Annotated in this window: 17 protein-coding genes; 5 read left to right on the top strand and 12 right to left on the bottom strand. The window is 63.4% G+C overall.

The window, feature by feature from the left end; all coding sequences use genetic code 11:
- The 12 genes from ACJRPG_RS07690 to ACJRPG_RS07635 all read right to left on the bottom strand — a co-directional run bounded on the left by ACJRPG_RS07690 (position 1) and on the right by ACJRPG_RS07635 (position 9413).
- Positions 1 to 381 carry an MSHA biogenesis protein MshK gene (locus tag ACJRPG_RS07690; RefSeq protein ID WP_407999478.1) on the bottom strand — a complete coding sequence of 127 codons (381 nt, stop codon included), beginning with the start codon at positions 379 to 381 and terminating at the stop codon, positions 1 to 3.
- Positions 378 to 1208 (bottom strand): type II secretion system protein M, encoded by an 831-nt coding sequence (locus tag ACJRPG_RS07685; RefSeq protein WP_407999477.1) that lies wholly within the window; start codon positions 1206 to 1208, stop codon positions 378 to 380. Before ACJRPG_RS07685 ends, ACJRPG_RS07690 begins: the two co-directional genes overlap by 4 nt.
- Positions 1205 to 1879, bottom strand: coding sequence for a PilN family protein (locus tag ACJRPG_RS07680; protein ID WP_407999476.1), 675 nt, complete (start codon positions 1877 to 1879; stop codon positions 1205 to 1207). The genes ACJRPG_RS07685 and ACJRPG_RS07680 overlap by 4 nt, the downstream gene beginning before the upstream one ends.
- A complete protein-coding gene (pilM, locus tag ACJRPG_RS07675; protein WP_407999475.1) occupies positions 1876 to 2820 on the bottom strand; it encodes a type IV pilus biogenesis protein PilM in 945 nt (314 codons plus the stop codon). The genes ACJRPG_RS07680 and pilM overlap by 4 nt, the downstream gene beginning before the upstream one ends.
- A gap of 104 nt (positions 2821 to 2924) precedes the next feature.
- On the bottom strand, positions 2925 to 3404 hold the full coding sequence (locus ACJRPG_RS07670) for an agglutinin biogenesis protein MshP (RefSeq protein ID WP_407999474.1): 480 nt from the start codon (positions 3402 to 3404) through the stop codon (positions 2925 to 2927).
- Positions 3401 to 4306 carry a prepilin-type N-terminal cleavage/methylation domain-containing protein gene (locus tag ACJRPG_RS07665; protein ID WP_407999473.1) on the bottom strand — a complete coding sequence of 302 codons (906 nt, stop codon included), beginning with the start codon at positions 4304 to 4306 and terminating at the stop codon, positions 3401 to 3403. The genes ACJRPG_RS07670 and ACJRPG_RS07665 overlap by 4 nt, the downstream gene beginning before the upstream one ends.
- Positions 4287 to 4898 (bottom strand): type IV pilus modification PilV family protein, encoded by a 612-nt coding sequence (locus ACJRPG_RS07660; protein WP_407999472.1) that lies wholly within the window; start codon positions 4896 to 4898, stop codon positions 4287 to 4289. Before ACJRPG_RS07660 ends, ACJRPG_RS07665 begins: the two co-directional genes overlap by 20 nt.
- On the bottom strand, positions 4888 to 5397 hold the full coding sequence (locus ACJRPG_RS07655) for a GspH/FimT family pseudopilin (RefSeq protein ID WP_407999471.1): 510 nt from the start codon (positions 5395 to 5397) through the stop codon (positions 4888 to 4890). The genes ACJRPG_RS07660 and ACJRPG_RS07655 overlap by 11 nt, the downstream gene beginning before the upstream one ends.
- 38 nt (positions 5398 to 5435) lie before the next feature.
- Entirely contained in the window at positions 5436 to 5924 is a 489-nt protein-coding gene (locus ACJRPG_RS07650) for a type II secretion system protein (RefSeq protein WP_407999470.1), read from the bottom strand.
- 42 nt (positions 5925 to 5966) lie between these two features.
- Positions 5967 to 6470, bottom strand: a complete 504-nt coding sequence (locus ACJRPG_RS07645) for a type IV pilin protein (RefSeq protein WP_407999469.1) — start codon at positions 6468 to 6470, stop codon at positions 5967 to 5969.
- 4 nt (positions 6471 to 6474) lie between these two features.
- Positions 6475 to 7707 carry a type II secretion system F family protein gene (locus tag ACJRPG_RS07640; protein WP_407999468.1) on the bottom strand — a complete coding sequence of 411 codons (1233 nt, stop codon included), beginning with the start codon at positions 7705 to 7707 and terminating at the stop codon, positions 6475 to 6477.
- Positions 7707 to 9413: a GspE/PulE family protein gene (locus tag ACJRPG_RS07635; protein WP_407999467.1), complete on the bottom strand. Its 1707-nt coding sequence runs from the start codon at positions 9411 to 9413 to the stop codon at positions 7707 to 7709. The genes ACJRPG_RS07640 and ACJRPG_RS07635 overlap by 1 nt, the downstream gene beginning before the upstream one ends.
- A 158-nt stretch (positions 9414 to 9571) precedes the next feature.
- Between ACJRPG_RS07635 and ACJRPG_RS07630 the strand changes: the two genes are divergently transcribed.
- The 5 genes from ACJRPG_RS07630 to ACJRPG_RS07610 all read left to right on the top strand — a co-directional run bounded on the left by ACJRPG_RS07630 (position 9572) and on the right by ACJRPG_RS07610 (position 17351).
- Positions 9572 to 10495 (top strand): ExeA family protein, encoded by a 924-nt coding sequence (locus tag ACJRPG_RS07630; RefSeq protein ID WP_407999466.1) that lies wholly within the window; start codon positions 9572 to 9574, stop codon positions 10493 to 10495.
- Positions 10496 to 10587: 92 nt separating this feature from the next.
- Positions 10588 to 12495 carry a pilus (MSHA type) biogenesis protein MshL gene (mshL, locus tag ACJRPG_RS07625; protein ID WP_407999465.1) on the top strand — a complete coding sequence of 636 codons (1908 nt, stop codon included), beginning with the start codon at positions 10588 to 10590 and terminating at the stop codon, positions 12493 to 12495.
- 8 nt (positions 12496 to 12503) lie between these two features.
- Positions 12504 to 14429 (top strand): tetratricopeptide repeat protein, encoded by a 1926-nt coding sequence (locus ACJRPG_RS07620; protein ID WP_407999464.1) that lies wholly within the window; start codon positions 12504 to 12506, stop codon positions 14427 to 14429.
- Between the two features lie 10 nt (positions 14430 to 14439).
- Complete coding sequence (locus tag ACJRPG_RS07615; protein ID WP_407999463.1) at positions 14440 to 16143, top strand: GspE/PulE family protein; 1704 nt, start codon at positions 14440 to 14442, stop codon at positions 16141 to 16143.
- Positions 16144 to 16145: 2 nt separating this feature from the next.
- Positions 16146 to 17351, top strand: a complete 1206-nt coding sequence (locus tag ACJRPG_RS07610; protein WP_407999462.1) for a type II secretion system F family protein — start codon at positions 16146 to 16148, stop codon at positions 17349 to 17351.
- Position 17352 lies beyond the last annotated feature (1 nt).

The following is a 17352-nucleotide window of genomic DNA, read 5'->3' as shown; positions in this document are numbered from 1 at the left end:
TCATTCGCGTCCACGCCGCGCCTGCAGGCGCTTTCCTTCAATCGGCTGCGGGAACAGGCGCAGGATTTCCTCCTTGCCGCCCCGTTTCAGCACCGCTTCATTCGGTCCCACACGTACCAGTACCGCGCCATCGAACTTTTCGCCGCGGCGTACAATTTTTCCATCGATGACAGCCACCTCGCGGCCGGTATAGCCGCGTCCCACCAGAACGGATTCCAGCTTGGGCGCATGCGCTTCGGAGGGAACCATGGCCGTCTCGCCGCTGCCGGCCTGCACCATGCCCAGTTCGGCTGGTGGCCGCGTCGGATCCTGCAGCGCCTGCGCGCGCGCCAGCGGCGCCGCAGCGAGGAGCAATGCCAGTAACGCCAGCAGCAGTCTCATAGCTTCATCCACTTATCGTCCAGACTGAGCGTATAGAGCGTCAGCGTGAGCTTCGCCACCGGATAGCTGCCCGCTTCCAGCTGGGCTTTTCCCCAGAACAGCTGCACCGGCAGCCGTTCCAGCGCCTCCATATAGGCAACCATGTCAAGGTAGCTTCCCTGCAATACGATCTCGACGCCGTGACGGTACAGCATCTCGCGCGCTTTGGGCGCAGGAACTGCCGGAGCAGATGCTGCCGCCGCTGATGCACCGCCCGTTGCCACCGCAGCGTTCACCGCGTTCGACGTGTTCCGCATCTGGGCAGCCTGTTGCGTGGCGGACTCCACGGCAGCCTTGGCCAGGTCTGCCGGCGCTCCTGTGGTTTCGGGCGCATCGGTCAGCGCGGCCAGGGGGGCGGCTTCGTTGACGGTGCTCACTGGCACGCTGCGCAGCGACATCAGCTTGAGCCGGCCATTTGCCTGCAGGATCTGCTCCAGCAATGGCGCCATCTTTTCCGGAGCCACCAGTCCGCGCTGCACCGTGCGCAGCGAAACGCCCAGCGCGGTCTGCTGCGCCAGCAGCCCCTCCAGCCGCGCACGGGCAGCCGTATCGGGGTCGACCATGGCGCTGCCGATACGTTCCCGGATCTGGCTGTTCATCTCGGCGATCTGGCGCTGCTGGGCCGCAGTCTGTTCTGCGGCAAGGCGCTGGCGCGTCACGAGGGGCTCGGCCAGCACCATATAGACCACATAGACGATGCCGATGGCCAGCGCGGAAAAGATCATCACGCGCTCGCGCAATGCCAGCGCATCGATACGGGCGGCGAGTTTGAGCCATTGCTCCTTCATTTCTTCGCCTCGAACGGTTTCGATTGCAGTCGGAACTCGACAAATTGCGCCGCCGCAGGAACAGCTGGCCCCCCGGGAGCCGTCGGTGCGGTATCGCTGAGTGCCGGCTGCGCTTGCGCCTGCAGCGGCCGTTCAATGCGGAGGTCGGCGAAGGTCTTCCCGTTCATGACTTGCTCGCCTGTCAGGCGCAGGATATAGCCGGGTATCAGGGCGGCCTGCATGGCCCGGCCCTCCACTGCGATATCCACCCCGGCGCCGATGATGTTCACGCCCGTCAGCCACATGCCGCTCACATTCTGCCGCGCAAGCGCGCGGAAGTACTCGGAATAGCCGGCCGTATTGCCAAGCGATCCCTGATTGAGCACGGATTCCACACGGCGCAGCGCCGCGATATCGGCCTCGACCTGCGCAATTTCGGCCTGAAGGGCTGGATTGCTCTTCCGCGGCTTGTACTGCTCCAGTGTGCGGTTGAACTCCTGCTGCTTCTGCTCGAGGGCCGCCTTGCCGTCCGCCGCATCCTTTTCCACTTTCGCCAGCACGTAGCGTCCATACGCCAGCAGCACCAGCTGCAATGCGCACAGGATGGCCACCGCCTGCAGCATATTGACGAAGTTGAACGCCTTCTTCTGCTTGAGGAAAACCGGGTTGAACAGATTGATCTGCTGGCTCACAACGTCACCTCGTCCTGGCGCAACGCGGCTCCCAGCGCCAAGAAGAATCGCTGCTGCTGCTCGATATCCAGCAGTTCCGGCGCCGCCCCCAGATCCAGCACATCGGCAAGGTTGAACTTCTCGACCGGCATATACAGGTTTTGCGCCAGATACTCATGCAAGCCCGCCGCCGGGTTCGGCGCCAGCATCAGCTTGCCCACATTGATGTAGTGGTACTGCCGGTCGAAGTGATCCAGGGAGCGCTGCAGCTCCAGCGTAATTTTGTCGTGCCAGGACTGCAGGCGATTGGGATCAGGTTCCATCAGCTGTGCCAGCGTGACATCCATGCGGCGCGACAGATACAGTTCACCGCCGCAGGACACGGTCAGCAGGCCGCCATCGGCATCGAAGGACAGCATGGCCAGGCCTCGGCCGTCCCCCTGCGCCAGCGTGGACAGATTGCGCTGCGCCATCTCCGGTATGTCGATGACGGAGAGTCCGGCGCCAGCAAGGGCAAACAGGTTCTGCCGGGTCTCCACCACCGCGTTACGGGCTGCCACCACGAACATCTGATGCGCTTGCGATGGTGAGTTTTTGTCGACCGGAATATCCACCACATCGATGGTCGCATCGTCGACATGGAAGTCGAGCATGTCTTTCAGCCGCCAGCGCACGGCGGTCTTCATTTCTTCGGCGGGAACGTTGGGCGCTTCGACGGACAGGATCTGGTATTCGCCGCCAGCCAGCAAGGTGCCGATATGGTAGCCCGGCGCCTTCAGGTCCTTCGCCAGCGTGGCCAGCACCTCGCCCAGCTGATCGACGGCGGCCGGAAAAAAACCGGCAAGGTCCACTACCGGCTTGCTGTCCGTGACACGACGGACGGATGCCACGGCAAAGCCGTTCGCCTGGACTGCGACGGTGAGCGAACCCTGCTTTTTTTTCGCTTTGGAGAAAAAAACCATGCCGTAAACAAAACCTTTAGATCTGCACGCTAGATGCTTGATTATATTCGGAAATCGGAAATTTTTAGTAGCATTCTATCAACTAAAGACTAAAACGCGACAGTTTAAGGCGGAGGCGGTAAAGGCGCCAGATCGGCGATCACCTGGCGCTCGACATAATCCGGCGAGCTGGGGTTGCCCGCCAGCGGGCAGCCCGCCGGTCCGGGGAAATTGCAGGCGGTCACACGCAGGCGCACCATGCTGGGCGCGCCCACGGGGCTGGGCGTGCAGCTGACCGTTACCGTGAACGCACTCAGGCTGGTTCCGGCGGGAAGTTTGAACGTTCCCTGCTGGTTGGTGCACGCCACGGCGCCAGCACCCGTGTTATTCCGCCAGTTGAACAATGCCCATTCCATGCCGGAGCGCGCCGCCAGATAGGCGCGCGTCTGCTGCTCATCCAGGGTGACGCTGGCCCGCTGCGAGGTGGTAAACGACACCACGGCCACACTCACGGAAGCCAGGATGATCAGGATGGTCAGCGCCGCCAACAGGCCTACGCCGCGTGCGCGCCGGATTGCGGCGATGCTTGCAAATGAAGCGTTCATGGCGTGTTATCCATATGAACCTGACGGAACAGCGAAACCTGCTCCGGGTTCGGTCCGGGTTTTTCGAGAGTCACCTGCAGCGTGACCAGCGAGGAATTGCGGAAGGCTGTCACCACGGCGCTGAATGTGCAGGATCTGATGTGCTGCGCCACCAGCGACGAGCTACCCAATCCATCCGGATCGACCTGCGCCGGCTTGAAGCCGTAGTTCGTGAGCCGCGTGAGCTGACCTGCGGTACCTGCCGCCGCCGGCACGCAGCGGTAGGTAACAGGCTGCCTGGCGATAGCGAACCGCAGCGTAGGTGAGCTGATCGGAACAGGAGAGCGGGCAAAGACGTTGACATTCGGCAGCGCTGCGCCATCCGCATCATCATCGATGGTCACATCCGCGCCGTTGATCTGGCGGACAATGGCGCGATTGCCATTTTCGGTACCAGCAGCATTTCCTACCCGGTAGGCATCCGCGAAATTGAAACCGGCCCCGTAATTCGAGACGACGATGTAATCGTTGACTGCGATCGCCGTGGCTACCGGATCCACCGTCAGTGCCGTAAACATCGTGCTCGCGGGATCCTGAAAACTGAGCGGCGTGCCGCCGGCGGCACCGGCATCCAGATAGCGGCCGCCGCCAACGGTGGGAATAAATTCCAGCAATGCTACCCCGTTGATGGTTGTTACCCTGACGGAGTTTGGCAGGGCGCTGCGCAGGTCGCGCGCAATGAGCCGCAGTGCGGAATCGGCCGCATCTCCCAGTTCGGCCCGCCCGGCTACCGACACATAAATATCGAGGGGCCGCCGCACCAGGAGCACCACCGCGCCGGCAATGATGCCGACGATGACGATCACCATGATCAGCTCCACCAGCGTGAAGCCGCGGCAGCGATCAGAAATCGGTGGGCGCATAGCGAGTCCTGTAAGTATCCAGCTGAACGTAATCTCCCGGTGCGCCGCCGTACTCGACGCGCACCGTAATCAACAAGGCGTTCATGCCGGCGGCAGTGCCTGTCGAGGTGACCGCTCCAATGGATGGACCGAGCTCGGTTCCGGCGCCCGAAGCAATGTTGGCGTTGATGGTCACCGTCGCCTTGTAGCCGGCACGCGTCATGACCGCCCCGCTGGAATCGATGATCTGTCCGCTGGCGTTCGTGAAACTGAAGGGCGTACCGGCGCGGTAATAGTCGTTCACATTGTCATAGGGACGTACATCGCCGGCGTTGGCCCCGAGGGTTTCCTGTACCGTGCAGGCGTTGACGCTCTGCGCCGTGGCCGCATTGTCGTCCGTCGGCTCGCAGAACGTGAAGTGGGAGGAGCGCACTTCTTCCAGCAGCGACTCAGCAATCAGCAAGGCCTGCTTGCGCCGGATTGGATCGGCGCTGTCCGTGGTGGACCTGTTCATCAGCTGCATGGCGCCGACCGCCGCAATGCTAATGATGACCATCGACAGAATCAGCTCAATCAGTGTCAGGCCGGATTGGCGCGGGCGCTCAATAGACATAGCCTGTTCCCGCCACAACGGTCACTGTCTGCACGCCGCCATTGCCTGAGATCTGGACCGATGCATCGGCGGCCAGATTGGTAGCCCCGCTTGAATTGAAAAGAAACGCACCGAAGCTACTGTTGGCAGTCGCTGACGATGGCCGCCCTTCGCAAAGCCAGGCCGCATTGCCGCAAGCCGCCTGGGTGGCGCTGCTCTGCGAATTGTGCCCGCCGGGGGCCCACACAAGGTCGCCGGCGCCGCATGCCGCTGTGTAGCAGGCCGCGATTTTGTTCGCGTCCGAGATGATGTGGATATTGCGGCGCTGGGCAATCGCCGTCTTCTGAGCAAAGCGCAGAACGCTTCGCATCTGGTCGGCGTAAGCCCGCGCGTCGAGATCCGAGCGCCCCATAAAACGCCCGACGCCGATGGCGCTCACAATCCCCAGCACGACGATCACGACGACCATTTCGACCATCGTAAAACCGAAAGGCCGCAAATGCACCCTATATCCGTACATTGCGGCCTTCCGTGGAATGCTGGAAATCAGCAGCTAGATCAGCACTTGGTGACGTCAGTGCTGATGACTGGCTCTGTTGCGGTTACAGTAGCAGTGGCGTTCGATGCATAGGTGTACTTGGCGTAGCAATTGGCCTTTTTCGCCGTGTTGTCCTTGATGCCGATCGGTACAACAGTAATGCTTGCATCGGCTACCGTCGTGATCTCATAGTCAGTAGCGGACAAGCCCATCGCCGCCACCAGGTCAGCACCAGCCTTGCCGTAGCCGTTGGTATCAACGGCCACGCTGGTAGTCGCATCCAGGACAGCCGGGCTGACAGGGTTGATCAGCCACTTACCATGGACCAGACCGCTTGTCGTTTTCATGGAACCAGCAACCGCATTCACGGATGCGGCACGCGCGTCGCCACCGACGTCCATGAACTTCGGCAGCGCGGTGGCGGCCAGGATACCAAGAATAACGATCACCACGATCAGTTCGATCAGGGTAAAACCGGATTGCGCCGCTTTTTTGAATTGCTGTTTCATAGAAACTCTCCAATTATTTCAAATGTGTTACTTCGACACCCGTCAGACCGACTCCAGCATCAGACTCAGCGACGGATTCGTCGTTGCTTCCCGTACTGCCTTGTTGGACGAATGCAATAATTTTACCTTAAAATTCAAGGATTTCTGTCCTTTAATTGCAACGGAATTTCGATGATTTAACACGTAAATCAGCAGGCGCTCCCGTTTTAGAAAGTACCATTTTCCACCGGGCAATTCTTCAACATCTGCGGCGTCCACCTCGCCACCATAATTTGCGGGGTATTTTTCCAGCAAATTCAATGGGTTAGTTTCAGCAAGAGCTAGGATCCCAGCCGTATTTTCTGCCCCTTGCAATTGTGCAACGCGTACCGCAAGACTGGTCCGCATGCTGGCAACCAACTGCTGCACCACCACATCCTCGGCCTGCTCACGATAGCCTGCAAAGCGCGAAAAGAACACCGCGCTAAGGATTGACAGCACCGTCAATGTAACTGCAAGTTCAAACAGACTGAACCCCAGCTGCCGCTCCTTTGCGGAAATACGCAATCAATTACCTCTTCAGGGATGCTTTGCTCAGATCCCACACCGGGAGGAAGATACCGAGGGCAAGGACCAGGACCATTATCCCCAGAAAGGTGATCAGGATGGGTTCGATCTGGGCAGACAAGGTCTTCAATTCATAGTCCACCTCCCGCTCATACATCTGCGCAATCTCGTCCATCAGGTCGTCCAGCGAACCGCTCTCCTCGCCGACAGCGATCATCTGCAGCACAATCGGCGTAAAGACATTGGCGGCCGTCGCCGTCCGCAAAATGCTTTCGCCGCGCTCGACGCCGTCGCGCATCTGTTCCACCCGTGCCGACAGATAAGCATTGTCGACGGTTTGCGACACAACGGTCAGCGCCTGCACGATCGGCACGCCGCTGCGGCTCGACAGCGCAAAGCTGCGGGCAAAGCGCGCCATGGTCGCCTTGTGGATGATTTTCCCCGCCACAGGTATCCGCAGCTTGATACGGTCCCAGGCATATTCGCCGGCCGTGGTCTTGATCCAGGAGAAGAACGAAAACGCTGCTGCTGCTGCTGCGCCCGCGATCAGAGGCCAGAACTTGATGGTGAATTCCGAGGTACCAAGCAGAATGCGCGTCATCAGCGGCAGTTCCGCATTCAGCCCGGCGAAGACGCCTTTGAACGATGGGATCACAAATACATTGACCACCACCATTGCCGCCGTCATGGCAACGATCACAAAGGTCGGATAGCGCAGCGCCGTTTTCACCCGCTCGCGCATGTCGCGGTCGAACTCCAGGTGATCGAAGAGACGGATGAACACCTCTTCCAGCCGCCCCGTCATCTCTCCCACACGGATCATGGACAGGTAAAACTGCGAGAACACATCGGGATGGCGGCGCATGGCAGCGGACAGCTCGCGGCCGGAGTCCAGCGACTCGCGCAGATCCTTGATCACTTTGCCAAAGGACTTGCTGACGGCGGATTCCTGTAAGCCCGCCAGCCCTTTCATGATAGGCACGCCGGACTTCAGCAGGGTGAACATCTGGCGGCTGAATAGCTGCACGTCCATCGACGTCACTTTCTTCTCCGTCAACCGCTCCCACAGGCTATCTCCCCCACCGCTGGAGGCCTTTTTCTGGGTGACGGTAATCTCGACCGGCGTGATGCCAGTCGCAAACAGCTGCGACGCGACCGCGCCGCTGTCCGCCGCTTCCAGCACTCCCTGCATCAGTTCGCCGCGCGCGTTGCGGCCTTTATAGGCGTAGAACGGCATTATTCTTCCTGCTGGTTACTGATGCGCATGGCTTCGGAAATCGTGGTGCGGCCCTGGATGACCAGCTGAACGGCGTGACGGCGCAGCGTGTTGCCCTGCATCTGCGTGTGTGCCGCGCGCAGGAAGGTCGAAGGATTCGGGTCGTTCGCCGCATCCACCACGTCCTTCGTCAATTCCAGCAGCTCGTAGGCGCCGGTACGGCCGCGGTAGCCCATGCCGTTGCAGTGCGAACAGCCTTTGCCGTGGAAGTAGCGGCCCATGCCGACCTTGTCGTTCAGTTCCAGCCGCAGCCACTCGGTTTCGGCCGGCGTCGGCGTATAGGGCGTGGTGCAGCTTTCGCAGATCACGCGCACCAGGCGCTGCGCCAGCACGGCCTGCAGTGAGCTGGCCACCATGTAGCGCGGCACGCCCATGTCCATCAGGCGCAGGGGCGTGCTGGCGGCATCGTTGGTGTGCAGCGTGGACAGCACCAGGTGACCGGTCATTGCAGCACGCAGGCCGATCTGCGCGGTTTCCTGGTCACGCATCTCACCAACGAGCACAATGTCCGGGTCCTGGCGCAGTGCGGCGCGCAGCACGCGGGCGAAGTCCAGTTCGATCTTGTCGTTCACCTGCACCTGGTTGATGCCGGGCAGGCGGTATTCGACCGGGTCTTCCACGGTAATCAGCTTCTTCTCGACCGAATTCAGTTCGGCCAGCGCCGAATACAGCGTGGTGGTTTTACCGCTGCCGGTGGGTCCCGTCACCAGCACCAGGCCGTTCGGGCGCGCCACGATGTGGCGGAACTTGTCGAGGATATGGCGCGGCATGCCGATCGCGTCCAGCCGCAGGTTGACGTTGCCCTGGTTCAGAAGACGCATCACGATCGATTCGCCATACTGCGTCGGCATGGTCGAAATACGGACGTCGATGCGCGCGTTCTTCACGCGCACGGCGAAGCGGCCGTCCTGCGGCAGGCGTTTCTCGGAGATGTCGAGGTCGGACATCAGCTTGAGCCGCAGTGCCAGCGCCGGTGCAATCTTGATGTCGGACTGGGTCTGCAGGTGCAGCACGCCATCGATACGGAAGCGGATCTGCAGCCGGCCTTCCTGCGGTTCGATGTGAATGTCCGATGCCTTCACCTGCGCCGCGTCCTCGAACACGGACTGCAGCAGCTTGACCACCGGCGCTTCTTCCAGGCCGGGGTTGGCCGCCGCGAGTGCGCCGAAGTCCACCGACACATCGCCCATCTCCTGTTCCAGCTCCTTGGCCAGGTCGGAAATGTCGTCGGTGCGGCGGTAGATGCGGTCGATGGCGCCCAGCACCTCGGTTTCGTTGACCACGGCCAGTTCGATGTTCTGGCGCACCAGGCGGGAGATTTCGTCGTAGGCGAACAGGTCGGTGGGATCGGACATGCCGATCAGCAGCGAACCCTTGCGGTCTTCCAGCACCAGCGCGCGGAAGCGGCGCGCCTGGGTTTCCGGCAGCAGGCGCACCAGCTCAGGATTGATGTTGTAGAACTTGAGATTGATGTAGGGGATGTTCAGCTGCCGCGCCAGCGCGCCGGCAATCTGCTCCTCCGTCACATAGCCGTTCTCGATGAAGACCCGGCCCAGCTTGCGTCCACTGCGTTTCTGTTCGGCGAGGGCCAGCCCAAGTTGCTCTTCGGAAAGCAATTTTTGTTGAACCAGGATCTCTCCCAGCCGGACTTTCTCAGGCCTTGCCATGTATACAGCTCCAATGCGCGTTGACGTGTGGCATTCTAAGCCGAATGAGGCGCTGCTAGCTAGCACCGGGTCGCCCGGAAACCACACAGTGGCGCGTTATCAACCACGGTGCAATGCATGCGACGATTTTCCGCGATTCATGCTCAAATGCGCCCACCATGTACACCACCCATTTCGGACTGCACCAGGCGCCCTTCAGCATCACGCCGAATCCGGCCTTCTTCTATAGCGGGAACTCGCGCGGGGAAATGCTGGACGCCCTGCTTTACGCGGTCGAACACGGCGAGGGGATAGTCAAGGTGACAGGCGAGGTAGGCAGCGGCAAGACCATGCTGTGCCGCATGCTGGAGAGCGAGCTGCCGGAGCATATCGACGCCATCTACCTCGTCAATCCCAGCCTGGGGCCGCAGGAGGTGCTGTATGCCATCGCCGCCGAACTAGGGCTCGATCCCGGCGGCCGCCGCAACGATGAAGTGCTGCGCCAGCTGAACGGCGAGCTGATCAAGCGGCACGGCGAGGGGCGCCAGGTCGTGCTGCTGGTGGAGGAAGCGCAGGCCATGCCGCTCGATACCCTGGAGGAAGTACGCCTCCTCACCAACCTGGAAACGGCGCAGCACAAGCTGCTGCAGATCGTACTCTTCGGCCAGCCTGAGCTGGACGACCACCTGCGCCTGCCCCGCATGCGCCAGCTCAGCGAGCGCATTACCCACAGCTTCTTCGTGCCGCCCCTGCCGCCGGACCAGGTGGCGGATTACCTCGACTTCCGCCTGCGCGCGGCGGGCTACCGCGGCGCGCCGCTGTTCAGCCGCGAAGCCATCAAACTCATCAACAAGGTCTCGCAGGGCATTGTGCGGCGCGTGAATATCCTGGCAGACAAGGCCCTGATGTCGGCCTATGCCGACGATTCCAATCTGGTGCGCGAAATCCATGTGCGCCATGCGGTGCGGGACTGCAATTTCCGCCGCTCGCAACGTATTTCCGAAGGGAAACGTTCGATCTGGGTGGGCGCCGCCGCCAGCCTGGCGGCCATCGCGGCGGCGGGCACAGCCCTGCTTAGCTGGCTCGCGCCCGCCAGCCCCTAGGCAACCGTGCGGGGTGGTTTCAGGCAATTGCAGTATGCTCGTTTTAACAAGTATTTTTGCCCTGTATAAGAACAACACTCTCAGTGCTCATAATGAAACGACTCGCGGCTCCCCTGCTTTGCGCGCTGCTGACGGCGTGCGCCACACCGAAGCTGCCTGTCTCGTCCGGGCATGTGGCGGAAACGCCGCGTCCGGCCGGGACCATCCCGGAACCGGTCCAGCAAAGCAGCGCCCTGCCGCCGCCGCGCCCCGCCCCAAGGCTTGAAACCTACAGCGTGACCGTGCACAAGGTGCCGGTGCAGTCCGTGCTGTTCGCCCTGGCGCGCGATGCGGGCATGAACGTGGATATCCATCCGTCCATCGAAGGCGTCGTCACCCTGAATGCGCTGGACCAGACCTTGCAGCAGCTGCTGGACCGCATCGCGCGCCAGGTGGACATGCGCTACGAGATCAACGGCGGCACGCTCACCGTGCTGCCGGACCAGCCTCACTGGCGCAACTACAAGATCGACTACGTGAACATGGCGCGCACCACCAGCAGCAGCGTCAATATCGCCACGCAGATCTCCACCACGGGCGGCTCCTCGGCCGGCGCCAGCACCACGGGCAGCAACACCGGCCAGGGCACGCTGCCGAACGCGGGCAGCACGCTGAGCAGCGGCGCGAATAACAACTCCACCACCGCGGTCTCCAACCGTTCGGACAACAACTTCTGGTACAGCCTGGAGAAGAACATCCGGGACATGCTGCGCCCCACCAACCTGAACGACGCGCTGAGTGATCCGCTGGCCCAGTTGCGCGAGCAGGCCAATGCGCTGATGCAGCAACAGCAGGCGCCGCAGCAGCAGGGGCAAACGGGGCAGCCGCAGATGCCGGGCTACGGCGGGCTGCAGCAGGCGCCGGGCTACGGGCAGGCCGGCGACATGTCCACGCCGGGCGCGCAAGCCTCCGCGCTGCAGAACCAGAACGCGGGCCAGTCGCGCGCAGCGGCGCAGCGCAATTCGCCTTCCGTCATCGTCAATGCGGAGAGCGGCCTGCTGGCCGTGCGCGCCACCAGCCGCCAGCACGAGAAGGTGCAGGAGTTTCTCGACATCGTGCAGTCCAGCGCGCGGCGCCAGGTCATGATCGAGGCCACGATTCTCGAAGTGAAGCTCAGCGACCAGTACCAGCAGGGCATCAACTGGTCGCGCATCAACGGCAATTCCACGGTTTCGCAAGGCCAGGTGGGCACTACCCTGCCCTCCGGCGTCACCATCGGCTCGTCGCCGGGCGTCTTCACCTTCAACTACCTGAATCCCACCACGCGCTTCGGCAATATCTCGGCGGCCGTGCAGCTGCTGGAGTCCTTCGGCAAGGTGCAGGTGCTGTCCAGTCCCAAGATCAGCGTGCTCAATAACCAGACCGCCATGCTCAAGGTGGTGGACAACAATATCTTCTTCACGCTCAAGGTAACGCCGGCCGTGCTCACGTCCGCGGGCGGCATCGCCACGCCGGCCACCTACGAGTCGCGCGTGGAGACGGTGCCGGTGGGCTTCGTCATGAGCGTCACGCCGCAGATCTCGGAAGACGATGAAGTGACCATCAACGTGCGGCCCACCATCACGCGCATCGTGAGCTTCGTGCAGGATCCGAATCCCGAGCTGGCGAAGCAGCAGGTCATCAGCCGGGTGCCGGTGATTCAGGCGCGCGAGGTGGAATCGGTGATGCGGGTGTACAGCGGACAGACCGCAGTGATGGGTGGCCTGATGCAGGATTCGGTCGATAACAGCAAGGATGGCGTGCCGCTGATCAGCACTATCCCCGTGGTCGGCAACCTGTTCGCTTACCGTAACGAGACCGTGAGCAAGACGGAGCTGGTGATCTTCCTGCGCGCCGTGGTGGTGAAGGACGCGAGCATGGCGGGCGACTACCGGGACTATCGCCACCTGCTGCCCGATACCAGCCAGCCGCTGAATACCACGCCCTACGGCACCACATCCAACAAGCCGGGTGCACTATGAGTTTGCTGATGCAGGCGCTGAAAAAGGCCGAGCGCGCAAAACGCAGCGGCCTGCAGGAACCGGAGCCGGACGGCACGGAGCTTGAACCGCGCCCTCCCGCGCGCGAGCCCTATGTGGCGGACGATTCGCCGGCCACCAGGATCAAACATGAACTGAGCCTGGAGCCGATCGAGCCGGCCGTCGAGCGTCCGCACGATCCGGTGCCGCCGCAGGCGCGGCACGAGGTGCCGCATCCGGAAGCGCGCATCGAGCCCGATATGCGGCCTGCCGAAGATGCGCGCATGGCGACGCCCGCGGACCTGGACGCGATTGCCGCTGCCAGCGCCGATACCGGGCGCGCGAACGGGCATGCAGGTGATGCGGCAGCGGTGGGCGGCTCCGGCGAGGGACACGCGAGCGGACGTGCGGATGCCGCAACGGAGGCGGATGGCGGGCGCTACGCGGGGCGCGCAGGCGCGGGGACGCGCGCAAGCCGTGTGGCGGCCGGGGAATCGGCGGCGGCGCGGCGCGCGGCGGCCAGTGCCAGCAGCGAATTCGCCGCCCAGGGCGCCTCCCTGGCAACCAAGGGACCGGCGCGCGCCCGCACGGCTGCCGACATTCCGTCCGAGCATCGCGGCCTCGATGCCGCACGCCTTCGCATTGCGGGCCTGAGCGGCCTGCTGGTGCTTATTCTCGGCATCTTCGGCTACATTTACTGGAAGGCGGCCATGGCGCCGGGACCTGGCGCGGGCCTGCCGATGGTGCCGATGCCGCCGCCAAGCGCCACGGGCGCCTCCGGCATCATCGTCGTGCCCGGCGCTACACCGGCAGGCGCGGGCCAGTACGCCGGCGGTCCGGGCATCGCGACCGATCCGGCCCCGGCACAGGGCAGCGCCACGCCCGCGATGATTCCCGGCACCAGCATCGCCACCACTCCGGCTTCCGCATCGTCCGCAGCACCGGCCGCCATGGCGCCGGCGGTACCGGCCACCACTGCTCCCGCGCCCCCGGTGACGGATGCCGCCAGCGGCGCACCTGCAACAGCCGCCGTGCAGCCGGTGCGCGAACGTGCACCGGCCGCGCGTCCCGCAGCCCCGCGCAATACGGTGCCCGCCGGTCCCTCCGCCGCGCAGCTGGCTTCCATTGAAGACCCGGCCATGCGCCGCGAGGCCATGCGCGATGCCGCCGAACGCCAGGCCCGCGCCATCCAGGAAGTGCAGGCATCGCAGCCCGCCGCAGCACCCGGCGCCATGCCCGCCGCGGCAGGCGTCGATCCGGGCACCCTGGCGGCCACCGCACCGGCAAGCGCCGGAGGTGCCGCACCGGCCGCCCTGGCCGGAGGCGAAGTCCGCATCAGCCGCAGCACCAATGCGGCCATCGTCAACCCTTCCATCCAGAGCGGCTACGCGGCCTTCCAGTCCGGCGACCTGCCCACCGCCCGCCAGCAATACCAGCTGGCGCTTGGCCAGGATCCCACCAGCCGCGACGCCCTGCTCGGCCTCGCCGCCGTCGCCCTGCGCGAGCACCAGGGCCAGCAGGCCGCCGCCACCTATACCCGCCTGCTGGAACTGGATGCAGCCGACCCCGATGCATTGGCCGGCCTGGTCAGTCTGGGCGCGGGCGATATGCAGCACAGCGAAAGCCGCCTGAAGGAACTCCTGCGCCGCAAGCCGGAAGCGGGCCCCGTGCATTTCGCACTCGGCAACCTGTATGCGAAACAGGCACGCTGGAACGAGGCGCAGCAAAGCTTCTTCCGCGCCTACACCTCCACTCCATCCAATCCCGACTATGCCTTCAACCTCGCCGTCGGACTGGACCGGCTGAACCAGCCGCGCCTCGCCGCCAGCTATTACCAGCGCGCCCTGCTGCTCGTGCAGACCGTGCCCGCCAGTTTCGACCGTACGGCTGCGGAGCGCAGACTGCAGGAGCTGGGCGGTCCTGCTGCCGCTCCATAAAGCCTGCTACATGGCCGAACAGTCGAAACTTCCACTCGGTTCCCTGCTGATCGAAAAAGGCGTCATCAGCGAGGACCAGCTGCGCATTGCGCTGATCGAGCAGCGCCGCTCCGGCCAGCCGCTGGGCAAGCTGCTGATCTCCCTCGGCTTCGTGACCGAAGCCACCGTGCGCGAGGCCCTCAGCGAAAACCTGCGCACCCAGTCGGCGGACCTGAACAGCCTGGTGGTCGATGCCGTGGCGCTCAAGCTCATCCCGAAGGAGGTGGCGAAGCGCTACAGCGTCTTCCCCATCGTCTACGAGCGCGACACGGACAACCTGATCCTGGCCATGTCCGACACCAGCAATATCGTGGCGCTGGACCAGATCAGCGCCATGCTGGTCAAGGGCATCACCATCACGCCGCTGCTGGTGAACGAGTCCGATATTTCACGCGCCATCGACCAGTACTACGGTTTCGAGCTCTCCATCGACGGCATCCTGCACGAAATCGAGACCGGCGAGGTCAATTACCAGAGCATGAATGCGGCTTCGGACGAATACAGCCAGCCCATGGTGCGCCTGATCGACGCGCTGCTGGCGGACGCCGTGCAGAACGGCGCCTCCGACATCCACTTCGAGCCGGAACACAGCTTCCTGCGCATCCGCTACCGCATCGACGGCATCCTGCGCCAGATCCGCAGCCTGCACAAATCCTACTGGCCCGCGATGGCGGTGCGCCTGAAGGTCATCAGCAATATGAACATCGCCGAGACCCGCGCGCCGCAGGACGGCCGCATCTCCATCAAGTTCAGCGGCCGCCAGATCGACTTCCGCGCCAGCGCCCAGCCCACCACCCATGGCGAAAACTTCGTGCTGCGCGTGCTGGATCGCCAGAAAGGCATCGTGCCGCTCGACGGCCTGGGCCTGGCCGAACACGAGCTGGATGTGCTGAAGCTGATGATCGCCCGTCCCGACGGCCTGATTCTCGTCACCGGGCCCACCGGCAGCGGCAAAACCACCACCCTGTATTCGATCCTGAACCACATCAACACCGAAAGCGTGAACATCATGACGCTGGAGGATCCGGTCGAATACCCGATGAACATGATCCGCCAGACCTCGGTGAACGAATCGGCCAAACTGGGCTTCGCCGACGGCATCCGCTCGATGATGCGGCAGGATCCGGACGTGATCCTGGTCGGCGAAATCCGCGACAAGGAAACGGCGGACATGGCGCTGGCCGCCGCCATGACGGGCCACCAGGTCTACTCCACCCTGCACACCAATTCCGCAGTGGGCTCGATTTCGCGCCTGCTCGATATCGGCGTGGTGGCCGACGTGATGGCCGGGAACATCATCGGCATCATCGCGCAGCGCCTGGTGCGCCGGCTGTGCATGCACTGCCGCGAGCCCTTCATCGCGGACGCGCTGGAACGGCGCCTGCTCGGCCTCGCGCCGGAAGGCGAAAGCCGCACCATCTACCGCGCCGTGGGCTGCGAACGCTGCGCCCACCAGGGCTACAAGGGGCGCCTCGCCATTATCGAGCTGCTGAAGATGAACGCGGAGCTGGACGAACTGGTCGCCCGCCGCGCCTCCCAGCGCGAACTGCGCGCGGCGGCACGTTCGGCCGGCTACCGCACGCTGGTTGACGACGGCATGCGCCGCGTGCTGGAAGGCGCCACCACGCTGGAAGAGATCTCGCGCGTGGTGGACCTCACGGACAGGCTGGCCTGACCATGCCTCAGTTCATCTACCGCGCCATGGATGCCGCCGGCCAGATCGTGCCGGGGAATATGGACGCCCTCAACGTGCCGGACCTGGAACTGCGCCTCTCGCGCATGGACCTCGACCTGATCGACTACCGCCAGACGCGCCAGCGCGTCGCGGTGGCGGGCCGCCGCCCCATCACGCGCAAGGACCTGATCAACTTCTGCTTCCAGATGGAGCAGATGACCAGCGCGGGAGTCCCCATCCTGGACGGCCTGTGCGACCTGCGCGACAGCCTGGACCACCTGCGCTTCCGGGAAATCATTACGGACCTGATCGAGAACATCGAGGGCGGCCTGCAGCTGTCGGCGGCCATGGAGGTTTATCCCGAGGTCTTCGACCTTACCTTCACAAGCCTGATCCGCGCCGGCGAAGAAAGCGGCAAGGTCCATGAAGTGTTCCGCAACCTGGCCGACAGCCTCAAATGGCAGGACGAGCTGGCAGCGCAGGCGCGCAAGATCGTCACTTATCCGGCCATTGTGGCGCTGGTGGTGATCGCTGTTACCTTCTTCCTCATGATCTACCTGGTTCCGCAGCTGACGACCTTTATCGGCAATATGGGCCGTGAACTGCCTTTCCATACGCGCTTGCTGATCGGCGTGTCGCGCATCTTTATCGACTACTGGCACCTGCTGCTGGCGGCGCCCGTGCTGGCCTGGTGGGCCACGCGCTGGTGGATACGGCGCAGCGAAGCGGCTGCCTATGCCTTCGATGGCCTCAAGCTGCGGCTGCGGCCCGTGGGGCCGGTCCTGCGCGGCATTATCCTGGCGCGCTTCGCTACCTTCTTTGCGCTGATGTACGCCTCAGGCATCACCATCCTGGACTGCATCCGCCTGTCGCAGGGCATTGTCGGCAACCGCGTGGTTGCGGCCGCGCTGCAGCGCGCGGCGCAGCTCATCTCGGACGGGCAAAGCGTTACTGCGGCATTCCAGCACACGGGCATCTTCCCGCCGCTGGTGATCCGCATGCTGAAAGTGGGCGAGACCACGGGAGCGCTGGACCAGGCGCTGCGCAACGTCGCCTATTTCTACAACCGCGAAGTGCGCGAACAGATCGAGCGGGTACAGGCCATGATCGAACCTGCCATGACAGTCGTCCTGGGGCTGCTGCTGGGCTGGATCATGCTGTCCGTGCTCGGCCCGATCTACGACACCATCAGCGCCATCAGGATCTGAC

The sequence above is a fragment of the Pseudoduganella rhizocola genome (assembly GCF_045984285.3).
GTDB lineage: Bacteria > Pseudomonadota > Gammaproteobacteria > Burkholderiales > Burkholderiaceae_D > Rugamonas.
The sequence above is the reverse complement of the archived record's forward strand: the minus strand, read 5'-3'. Positions and strand labels throughout refer to the sequence as shown.